11 protein-coding genes are annotated in these 10581 nt (G+C 66.4%); 9 read left to right on the forward strand and 2 right to left on the reverse strand.

From position 1 onward, the window contains the following. The 8 genes from eccCb to QOI01_RS05735 all read left to right on the forward strand — a co-directional run. The coding region (gene eccCb / locus QOI01_RS05700) for a type VII secretion protein EccCb (RefSeq protein WP_526379215.1) at positions 1 to 1517 on the forward strand (1517 nt) is incomplete at its 5' end. A gap of 147 nt (positions 1518 to 1664) precedes the next feature. After that, the gene (locus QOI01_RS05705; protein ID WP_526379216.1) at positions 1665 to 1961 is read left to right on the forward strand and encodes a PE domain-containing protein; all 297 of its coding nucleotides are present in this window, start codon (positions 1665 to 1667) and stop codon (positions 1959 to 1961) included. Positions 1962 to 2035: 74 nt separating this feature from the next. After that, the gene (locus tag QOI01_RS05710) at positions 2036 to 3376 is read left to right on the forward strand and encodes a PPE family protein (protein ID WP_526379217.1); all 1341 of its coding nucleotides are present in this window, start codon (positions 2036 to 2038) and stop codon (positions 3374 to 3376) included. Between the two features lie 90 nt (positions 3377 to 3466). Beyond that, the gene (locus tag QOI01_RS05715; RefSeq protein ID WP_526379218.1) at positions 3467 to 3778 is read left to right on the forward strand and encodes a WXG100 family type VII secretion target; all 312 of its coding nucleotides are present in this window, start codon (positions 3467 to 3469) and stop codon (positions 3776 to 3778) included. 25 nt (positions 3779 to 3803) lie between these two features. After that, positions 3804 to 4088 carry a WXG100 family type VII secretion target gene (locus QOI01_RS05720; RefSeq protein ID WP_526379219.1) on the forward strand — a complete coding sequence of 95 codons (285 nt, stop codon included), beginning with the start codon at positions 3804 to 3806 and terminating at the stop codon, positions 4086 to 4088. Positions 4089 to 4183: 95 nt separating this feature from the next. Beyond that, on the forward strand, positions 4184 to 5593 hold the full coding sequence (locus QOI01_RS05725) for a MinD/ParA family ATP-binding protein (RefSeq protein ID WP_526379220.1): 1410 nt from the start codon (positions 4184 to 4186) through the stop codon (positions 5591 to 5593). Continuing rightward, positions 5590 to 7119, forward strand: a complete 1530-nt coding sequence (gene eccD, locus QOI01_RS05730) for a type VII secretion integral membrane protein EccD (RefSeq protein ID WP_526379221.1) — start codon at positions 5590 to 5592, stop codon at positions 7117 to 7119. The genes QOI01_RS05725 and eccD overlap by 4 nt, the downstream gene beginning before the upstream one ends. A 21-nt stretch (positions 7120 to 7140) precedes the next feature. Beyond that, positions 7141 to 7905 (forward strand): hypothetical protein, encoded by a 765-nt coding sequence (locus QOI01_RS05735; RefSeq protein WP_526379222.1) that lies wholly within the window; start codon positions 7141 to 7143, stop codon positions 7903 to 7905. A gap of 12 nt (positions 7906 to 7917) precedes the next feature. Here QOI01_RS05735 and QOI01_RS05740 read toward each other — a convergent pair whose 3' ends face one another. After that, complete coding sequence (locus QOI01_RS05740) at positions 7918 to 8685, reverse strand: EspK C-terminal domain-containing protein (protein ID WP_526379223.1); 768 nt, start codon at positions 8683 to 8685, stop codon at positions 7918 to 7920. Between QOI01_RS05740 and QOI01_RS05745 the strand changes: the two genes are divergently transcribed. After that, entirely contained in the window at positions 8684 to 9070 is a 387-nt protein-coding gene (locus tag QOI01_RS05745; RefSeq protein ID WP_526379224.1) for a hypothetical protein, read from the forward strand. The two genes, QOI01_RS05740 and QOI01_RS05745, sit on opposite strands and share 2 nt — an antisense overlap. 1196 nt (positions 9071 to 10266) lie before the next feature. Here QOI01_RS05745 and QOI01_RS05750 read toward each other — a convergent pair. Further along, positions 10267 to 10581, reverse strand: a 315-nt coding sequence (locus tag QOI01_RS05750; RefSeq protein ID WP_526379225.1) for an ESX-1 system-associated protein, incomplete at its 5' end; no start/stop codon positions are given.

Raw genomic sequence — 10581 nt, forward strand, 5'->3', positions numbered from 1 at the left:
CCGGCAAGTCGATGTTCCTGCAGACGCTGGTGTTGTCGGCCGCGGCCACGCACACACCGCGCCAGATCCAGTTCTACTGCGTCGACATGGGCGGCGGCGGGCTCATGTACCTCGAGGATCTCCCGCATGTCGGCGGTGTCGCGACCCGATCCGAACCCGATCGCGTCAACCGCGTGGTCGCCGAGATGAAAGCCGTTCTGCGCCAACGTGAGGCGACGTTCAAGCAATATCGCGTCGGCTCGATTGCCACGTATCGCCAGATGCGCGACGACCCGGACAGCCCGGCCGCCGCGGACCCGTTCGGCGACGTCTTCCTGGTGATCGACGGCTGGCCCGCCTTCGTTGCAGAGTTCCCCGACCTGGAGCCCATCGTCCAGGACCTTGCCGGTCAGGGCCTGGCCTACGGCGTGCACACGGTCATCTCCACGCCGCGCTGGACCGAACTCAAGTCGCGCATCCGCGACTACCTGGGCACCAAGGTCGAGCTCCGACTCGGCGACGTCAACGAGACGCAGATCGACCGCATCACTCGCGAGATCCCGGCCAATCGCCCTGGGCGCGGCATCTCGATGGAGAAGCACCACCTGATGATGGGCGTGCCCCGGCTGGATGGAGTGCACAGCGCACTCGACATCGTCCCGGCGATCTCCGCGGCCGTCGAGCACGTCGCCTCCCTGCACACGGATCAGGCGCCCTTGGTGCGCGTGCTGCCCGAGCGCATCTACCTGCGCGACCTCGACTCAACGCCGCCGGGACCGGAGTCGGACTACCGCACCCGGTGGACGGTTCCGTTCGGTGTCCGCGAGTCGGACCTGTCGGTGGCCTACAGCCCGATGCACACGTCGCCGCACCTGATCATCTTCGGGGCGCCGAAGTCGGGCAAGACCACCATCGCCCATGCCGTCGCCTCGGCGATCTGCGCCCGGAACTCGCCGAAGCAGGTGCGCTTCATGCTGGCCGACTATCGGTCGGGCCTGCTGGACGCCGTACCGCAGAGTCATCTACTTGCGGCTGGCGCCGTCAACCGGAACCACACGTCGCTCGAGGAGTCGATCAAGGCGCTTGCCGCCATCCTGAAGAATCGGCTGCCACCGGCGGACCTGACCACTTCGCAGCTTCGAACCCGGTCGTGGTGGACGGGACCCGACGTCGTACTTCTGGTCGACGACTGGCACATGATCGTCGCCGCGAGCGGTTTGAACCCTCCGATGTCGCCGCTGGGTCCTTTGCTGCCCGCGGCCGCCGACATCGGCCTCCACATCGTGGTCACCTGCCAGATGAGCCAGGCGCACAGAGCCACGATGGACAGGTTCGTCGGCGCCGTGTTCGGTGCCGGATCACCAACGCTCTTCCTCTCCGGCGAGAAGATGGAGTTCCCGACCAGCGAATTCAAACTCAAGCGGCGGCCTCCTGGCCAGGCGCTTCTGGTATCGCCGGACGGCAGGGAGGTCGTCCAGGCGGCCTACGTCGATCCACCCGAAGAAGAAGTGTTCGCACCACCCCTGGACGCCCGGTAATATTCCACACGGACGTTCAGCAACGCATCGGGCAGTACGCCAGCAAAGGGATCGGGGGCTCGATTCCATGGGGGAGCAAGCTACCGCTCCGGCAGGGTCAATGACCCATTACGCGGTGTTATCGAAGTAGGACAGGAGTAAGCGCAAATGCAACCCTTGGAGCACAACGAAGGCGCCATCGGCGTCGGTACCCAGGTATCCGCAAACGGGATTCGCGGTCTGGCAACCGGCATGGCAGCGACCACCGAGGCCAGCGCGTTGGTGCCTGCCGGGATCGACGAGGTGTCAGTTCAGGCAGCGATTGCCTTCGCCACCGAGGCCCTCGAGACCAATGCGCTCAACGCGCTCGCTCAGCAGGAGCTGTCGCGGACCGGTCTGGCGTACGTCGAAGCGGCCGGTAACTACGACGCCGTCGACGCCTCGAACGCGACCACCTTGTTGTAGGAATCGACTAACCACGACTAACCAACCTCGTGAGAACCACCAACCAACCACGGAAGATTTGAGTCCAGCAAACTATGTCCGCAGTGCCCGCAATGTTGGCGATGTTTTACGGAGCATTGCCACCAGAGGTGAACACAGCGCGGCTAATGGCCGGGGCAGGCGAAGCGCCGATGTTCCAGGCCGCGGCCGGCTGGGAGACCTTAGCGATCTCGCTGGAGACTCAAGCCGAGGAACTCGCGGGCAGTTTGGTGGCGCTCCAAAGCTCCTGGCAGGGCGCGGCCAGCCAGCAGGCCGTCGACTCGACGACCCCGATGGTGGCGTGGTTGCGCACGACGGCGCTTCAGGCGCAGAAGCGTGCGATGCAGTCCATTGCGCAGGCGAGTGCCTACACGGCGGCGTTGGTCACCACACCGCCGTTGCCGGAGATCGAGATGAACCACGTCACCCACGCGACGCTCGAGGCCACCAACTTCCTCGGGGTCAACACCATGCCGATCGGGATGAACGAAGTGGACTACTTCGTTCGGATGTGGGACCAAGCCGCGGGCGCGATGGAGGGCTATCAGGCGGAGACCACCATGAACACGGTGTTCGAGCCGATCATGCCCGCGAAGCCGATGGTCATGCCCGGCGTCGGCGAGAGTTCGGCTGCCATGGCCATGGGCCAGGGCGCCGCGATGATGGGCGGCGCGATGTTGCGCGAAACCGCGTTCGCCCACGTGACAGGGCAGGCCACGATGCAGTCCGTGGCTCTGAGGGCGGGCAATATCGGCAGCGAGGCCAACATGGCCGCCCAGCGTGCCGAGGGTGCCGCGCAACAGGCGCAGAACGCGGGGCAGCAGGGGAACCAGCAGCAGGACAAGCCGCAGCAGGGTACCCAGATGGCGTCTCAGATGATGACGCAGGTCGGCTCGATGGTCGCGCAGGTGCCCCAACAGGTCGGTCAGATGGTGATGCAGCCGATGCAGCAGATCAGTCAGCCCCTGCAGCAGGTGACGCAGATCTTCAGCCAGATGGGCAGCAGTTTCGGATCCCATGACGGCGCGCAGGTCGGCCTGATGGGGGCCAGCCCGACGTCGAACCACCCGCTTGCCGGCGGTATGGGCGCCGGTTCGGGCGCGGGGTTGGTGCGGGCGGCATCGCTGCCGGGTATGGGAGGGTCGTCGGCGCGCACGCCGCTGATGTCCAGCCTCGTCGGCAACGCACCCGAGGCGTCCACGGCGCCGGCGTCGGTGGCGCCCGGAGCCGCTGCCGGAGCCGGAGGAGCCGGTCCCGCGCCGGTAGGCAGTGGCGGCGGCACCCCGATGGGAGCCGGGCACGGTCAGAACGGCAAGAGCGGCGGGAGCAGGTCGGCGATCAAGACGCCCTCGCTGCTGCCCACCGATCTGAACGAAGACGAAGACGACGACTGGTAGTCGTCAGCACAGAACTTCCCGGCCCAGGGGGGCTGGAAGACTCGTCATTCCCTTGGCGAGGACACGAGAAAGCGGAAGGATCAACAGCACATGGCTCAGATGAATACCGACGCGGCTGTCCTCGCCAAAGAGGCAGCCAATTTCGATCGCATCTCCGGTGAATTGAAGGCCGTCATCGGCCAGGTCGAGGCGACGGCCGGAGCGCTCGCAAGTCACATGCAGGGCGGCGCCGGTGTCGCCGCTCAGTCGGCGATCCAGCGGTTCACCGAGGCTGGAAATCAGCAACTCATGCAGCTGTCCGACATCTCGAACAACATCCACACCTCGGGCGTCCAGTACACCTCGACCGACGAAGACCAGGCCTCTGCACTGCAGTCCGCCATGGGCTCCAGCCTGACCTAACCGACCGACCACAAGGAGAATTCACATGTCACTGGTTTACAACTTCGCAGGAATCGAAGGCGGTGCTGGAGAAATCCAGGCCTACGTCGGTGCCACCAACGGCCTGCTCGACGAGGGCAAGGCGTCGCTCGCCGCGCTGGCCGACGTATGGGGCGGCTCGGGCTCGCAGGCCTACCAGGAGGTGCAGCGCAAGTGGGATTCCGCGTCGATGGAATTGAACGCGGCTCTGCAGAATCTCGGCCACACCATCGGCGAGGCGGGTCAGAACATGGGCCAGACCGAAGCCGGCGTAACCAGTTCGTTTCTGTAATCAACGGAGCACGGAGGTGGGCGGACGGGCACTGATCGCGCCGCCCACCTCAGCACGTGTTCCACACGTGATCTAAGGCATTTTGAGAGGTTCCCATGTCGGCCGACTATGACCGGCTCTTCCACTCTTCGGAGGCTTCGCAGCCCGAAGAGGAGACAGCGACCGTCGATCGCGACCAGGTGGCATCCGCTGCACCCGCGCCGAGCACCCCGAAGCGCGCGGACGCGCCGTCCGATCCGTTGCCCGTCGCGCCGCCAACGCAAGCCGCGCAAGCGCCTGCGCCGACGACCGCGCCGCCGCCTCGAGCGACCGAGGTGACCACGCAGATGCCGGCGGCCCGGACGGGTCAGCAGCGGATGCAGAACGGCCTCATGCGCGCGCCGCAGTCCGCTTCGCCCGCCGGCGCCCGTTACGAGCAGCGACCGGCGGCGCCCGCAGCACAAGCGCGTTCGGGGTCCGCGCCGGTGCCGTCGCCGTCGCAGTACGCCGAAGCGCAGGCCGAGAACAGGGCCGCCTGGGCAGCGGCGCAGGCTCCCTCGCAGCCGGTGCCCACCTCGGCGGCGACGATGGGCAACCATCGCGCCATCGATGCCCTGTCGCACGTCGGTGTGCGGTCAGCGGTAAAGATGCCATCGCAACGCGGTTGGCGTCACATCATCTACCTCCTCACGCGGATCAACCTCGGGCTGTCGCCCGACGAACTCTACGAGATGGACCTGCACGCACGGATCCGCCGGAATGCCCGCGACTCGTATCAGATCGGGGTCTTCGGGCTCAAGGGCGGCGTGGGCAAGACGGCCGTCACCGTGGCGCTGGGTTCTTCGCTGAGCAAGGTCCGTGGCGACCGCATCCTGGCCGTCGACGCCGATCCCGACGGTGGCAACCTTGCCGATCGGGCGGGCCGTCAGTCGGCGGCGACCGTCGCAGACCTGTTGTCGGACAAGGAATTGGCGCGCTACAACGACATCCGCGCCTACACCAGCATGAACGGCTCCAACCTGGAGGTGCTGTCCTCCGAGGAGTACAGCGGTGCTCGCCGCGAGTTCAACGACGAGGACTGGAAGGGCGCCGTCGGCATCGTGTCGCGGTACTACAACCTGGTGCTCGCCGACTGCGGCGCCGGCTTGTTCCAGCCCGCTTCGCGGGGAGTGCTGTCCACGGTGTCGGGTCTGGTGATCGTCGCGAGCGCCTCGATCGACGGTGCCCGCCAGGCGGCCGTCACGATGGACTGGTTGCGGCAGAACGGGTATCAGGACCTGCTCGGCCGCTCCTGCGTGGTAATCAACCACGTCGTACCGGGCAAGCCGAACATCGACGTCGCAGATCTGGTGGCACAGTTCGAACGCCACGTCCCGGCGGGACGCGTCATCGTCCTGCCGTGGGACAAGCACATCGCCGCGGGAACGGAGATCCATCTCGAACTGTTGGACAGTGACTTCCGAAGGCGGATCATCGAACTGGCTGCGGCGCTGTCCGACGACTTCGACCGGCTCGAACGTCGTTGACCACCACGGCCGCCGCCCCGATCACGCCGAGCACCACGCCCGGCCGGCCGTCGACGACGCGCGTCACCATCCTGACGGGTCGCCGCATGACGGATCTCGTCCTGCCGGCCGCCGCTCCGGTCGAGACGTACATCGACGAGACCGTCATGGTGCTGGCGGAGTTGCTCGAGGACACACCGGCAGACGTGTTGGCGGGCTTCGACTTCAAGGCGCAGGGGGAGTGGGCGTTAGCGCGTCCAGGTGCCCCGCCGCTGAAGGCCGCCGAGTCGCTCGATGAGGCAGGCGTCGTCGACGGCGCGCTGCTGACGTTGGTGTCGGTGAGTCGCACCGAGAGGTACCGACCGCTGGTCGAGGACGTCATCGATGCGATCGCCGTGCTCGACGAGTCGCCGGAGTTCGACCGCACCGCGCTCAATCGCTTCGTGGGACTGGTCATTCCGGTCGTGGCAGCACTCGTCGCCGGGGTCGTCGTGCTCAGCTGGTCGCAGACCGGACACGACTGGTGGTGGACGTTGGCCCTCGCCGTACTCGGCGTCGGATTGCTCGGCGGCAGCGCGTTGGCGAGAAATCGGTACCAGAACCTCGATACCTCCGAGAGCCTGCTGACTGCTGCGCTCGCACCGCTCGCGGGCGCTGCCGCTCTGGCCGTTCCGCTGCCCAAGGGGGTGTCCGGGTTGGGCGCCCCCAACGTCGCCGGTGCCGCCGCCGTGCTCCTGCTGGTGGTTCTGGCGACGCGTGGAGGCCCGCGCAAGCGCGCGGAGGTGGCGTCGTTCCTGGCGATCTTCGCGATCGCGGTCACTGCCGCCGCCGTCGCGTACGGCTACGGATGGCAGGACTGGGTACCGGCGAGCGCCATCGCCTTCGGCATGATCGTCGTGACCAACGCCGCCAAGCTGACGGTGGCCGTCGCGCGGATCGCGCTCCCGCCCATCCCGGCGCCCGGCGAGTCCGTGTCGAACGACGAACTGCTGGATCCGGTTTCGACGCGTGAGGCGACCGACGAGGAGACGCCGACGTGGCAGGCGATCATCGCGTCCGTGCCCGAATCGGCGGCGCGACTGACGGAACGCAGCCACCTGGCCAAGCAGCTGCTGGTCGGCTTCCTGACTGCCGGCGCGGTGGTGTTGGCCGCCGGTGCGATCGCGGTCGTGGTGCAGGGGCACTTCTTCGTCCACAGTCTGATCGTGGCGGGGCTCGTCACGACGGTCTGCGGATTCCGCTCACGGCTGTACGCCGAACGGTGGTGCGCCTGGGCGCTTCTGGCCGCGGCGGTGGTGATCCCGACAGGCGTCATGATCAGGCTATGTCTGTGGAACCCGCAGAGCGCGTGGCTGGTGCTGAGCATTTACTGCGTAGTTGTCGTCGTCGCCCTGATCCTGGTCGGCGCAACCGACGGCGTCCGGCGAGTGTCGCCGGTGACCAAGCGAATTCTCGAACTGCTCGACGGCGCTGCGATCGCCGCCGTCATCCCGCTGCTGCTGTGGATCGCGGGTGTCTACGACGTCCTTCGAAACATTCGATTCTGAGCGGGGGTGGAGTGAATGGGAATGGGTGACGGCGCCATTCCGCCGCTGACGGTGGATCCAGAACTGTTGGAGCGCTACGGCAATCAGTTACTGACCGCGGCCGGTGGCCTGCCCGAGGCGCCGCCACCCTTCACCGTCACGGGTACGGATCCGATGAGCCAGGCCATCGCGGACAAGCTGCCCGCGATGGAGGGCGGGATCCGGGACGGATTGCCGCAACTCAAGGACCAGGCGAGCGCCACTGCGTCCACCATCGTTTCCGCTGCCGGGCAGTACCAAAGTGCGGACCAGCAGAATGCCGCGGACATCAAGAAGCATCAGTTCGATTCGGCGGGCGGCCCCGGCGGTGGCTCGGGTGCCGGCGGCGGCGACGCGATGAGCCAAATGGGCCAGATGGGCCAGATGGGCCAGATGATGAGCATGCCGATGCAGATGGCCGGCCAGGCCATGCAGATACCCATGCAGGCGATGGGAGCCGTTGCCTCCGTGCCTCAGGGCATCATGCAGGGCGTCCAGCAGATCAGCCAAATGACTGGTGGGCTGGGCGGATCCGGCGACTCGGCCGGCGGCAAGGCGGACAAGCCGGCCGAGGACGACACCCAGCGGCCGGACGAACGTCGCGACGACGCCAAGGACAAGCAGGATGCTCAGCAGGGCGCGGCGCCGGGTGCCACGAATGCGGAAAGAGCGCCCGAGCCAGCACCGAAGGGTGCGCCGGCGACAGCACCGGCGCCGCAGCAGAGTTCGCCGCGGCACGCTGCTCCCGACCCAGCGGTGAACCTCTAGAACTGCCCGGCGCTAGACCGTGGCATCCGCACTGATTGCGTCGGCCATGATCACGCTCAGATGCTGCCAGTACACCCAGTCCGCGATCGCGGCTCTCTGCATCGCGGCGTCAAGTGCCGTGTGCGCCTTGTGAAGTGCTTGTTCTTGAGCATGGTCGGCGTATTTGATGAATGCCTCGAGGTGGACGATGCCACGGTCCGAGTTGGTGCTCATCAGCGGCTTGGTGAGTTCGAACCATAGAGGTGCCGATTGGTCTTCGGGAGCGGTGGAGTCCGTTGGGGCGGCCGGCAGCAGATCCTGCAGCGAGGCGTCTCCCACCGAGGCGAGGCGCGCGGCGGCCCCTGGCGCGATGACCTCGAGACGGCTGCGGCCCGCCATCTTCCCACTCTCGGGGATGTCATCTTGCTGGAGAACGACTTTCGCGACACCGGGGTCGAAGTTCGCGAACTGCTCCGCGGTGGCGATGACTGCCCGCAGTTTCTGTTCGTGGGTACTTGCCCAACCCTGGATCGCGAGGATCGGGTAGGTGACCCATTTGGCGCGTTCGGTCGCGGGGATCGATTCGTCGGCGGAGGCCATCGTCACCTGCGGGGGCAGGTCGACGCCGTCGGGGATGTAGCCCAGCCCGTAGCTGTTGGCGACCACGATGGAGCCGTCGGCGGTGAGGCCCGTGACCCAGAAGAAGCCGTAGTGCGGGACGGTCATGTTGAGCGCGGCCGCGATGCGACGTGCCTGCACGAGGGCGGCGTTGGTGTTGCCGTTGCCTCTCTGACGGCGCATGGCGTCTGCGGTGGACGCCGAAATGGCGGCGTCGCGCTCCATCCGCGCGGACGATACCGGCACCGGCGCCATCCCCGAGGCTGCGATATCCGTCCTGTTGGTCGAGGCCGGGTTCACCCCAGGCCCCGTGTTGGACGCAGCGGCAGGCTGTGAGGTGGCGCTGCCGGGTGGCGGGGGTCCCGCGGGTGGTGGAGTGGCCGGCGGTCCGAGCGGCATGGGCGGTGGCATTGGCGTGCCGGAGCTTGGCGAGCCGAACGAGCCTCCGCCGCCACCACCGCCGGAGAATCCGCCGCCTGCACCACCGCCGATGCCGCCTCCTCCGCCACCGCCGGTCGAACCGGCCGTGTGTGAGATGGGGGCGGCCGTGGCTGGGTCCGTCGGCTGAGCGACGGGCGCGATGGGTGGGGCAGTAGCAGCAGCGGGGGACAGGCTCGGCTGCGGGTGGGTGACGCCCTGCGCCGCGGCAAGGCCCTTCGCGAACTGATCCGCTGGCGCTTGCCCCGTGTCGGCGCCAGCGCCCGCGGTGGCTCCCTGCGTGGTCTTGGGCTTCGGATCTGCTGCCGCCTCAGCCTTCGGCTGTTCGTAGGGCGAGGGAGAGTTGTTGCGGCCGTTGGACGCTGCGTTGGTATTTAAAGGAGATGACGCGCCGCTCGATGGTGAGCCACCGGAGCCGGATGATGCACCACCCCCGCCGCCGCCCATCCTGGGGGCGGATGGTGCGCTGGGGCTCATTGGTCTGGCTGGTGGGGAACTCGTTGGTGGCGTCGGGGATTGGCTTGAATAGCCGGCGTTCCGGACGGTCTGCGGTGCAGAGTTGCCCCGAGGAGACGATTCAGGCTCAACCGCCGGGCGCGTCGGATTCGAACCTTGGCCGGTGACCTGCGGCAGAGTGTCTCCCCGCGGTTGACCTGGGCCATTTTCCGCTGGCGGATCGGGAGTCGCTCCATGCTCTGTACCTTGCGGAAGCACGTTCCCGCGCGCGCCAGCCGCCGGAGGTGATTCCGTTGGGGACAAACCAACTACACCCTGCGGACCCGTGAAAGCCGGAAGATCCTTGTCGGGGGCGGGCGGGTAAACCTGTCCTGCGGTGACTGCAGTACCGGCAGAGGCCACAATTGCTTTATTCGCGTCGAATGCTTGATCTACAAGCGCCTCAATGGCGTGTTTGCGTTTCGACTCCTCATTTTTTGACAATGAGAGCGAGTTCCATTCGTCAATTGCCTTCTGCGCACGATCACAGATGTCAGTGATTTGATGTTTAGCGTTTCTGATCGATTCGCACGCATGGTTATGGAACGCGATCGCATTATCGAGCATTTCGCCAAGCGATCGCATGAGATTCATGTCGCGGCTGACGTTATTCTTGCCTGCGTCGGAGCCCTGACCGAGCCAAGTGTGGCCGTCGAAAATGGCGGTATGGCCGCTGGTCCACAATTCAAGCGTCCGGTCAACCTCAGTCTTCTTGGCGGTGAGGTCGGTAGACCGCTGCGAATGCGCGTCCTCGTCGGCCTCCGGCCAAGCCGGAGGCCCTGTCATACGTTCCTTGTATCCGCCGCTGGGACGCTGAATGGTCATTGGCCTCTAACCCGCCGCATACCGGCACGCGCTCTCGACGAGGTTTGAGAACCTAAATCCCGTGTAGCTTAACCAGCTGTCGACACCCGTGTAACTGTCTCCTACGGTTACATAGGCTCTCAAATAGAGGGCCGCTGCGACTGAAAAATCTTCAAGTGCCGGGTTCCCGCTTTTCCGCCCCGCCGCCTCGATTTGATCCGCGTAGTCACGCAGCAGTGGCTGTACGGCCTGCTCTGTCGCGCGCCGTTCAGGTGTCCACTGCGACGCTGGAAGATTCGAATCTAGATTCTCCCATTCGGCTGTGTCTGCATTGAATCGGCT

Origin of the sequence: Mycobacterium sp. (genome assembly GCF_032162605.1) — a bacterium.
GTDB lineage: Bacteria > Actinomycetota > Actinomycetes > Mycobacteriales > Mycobacteriaceae > Mycobacterium.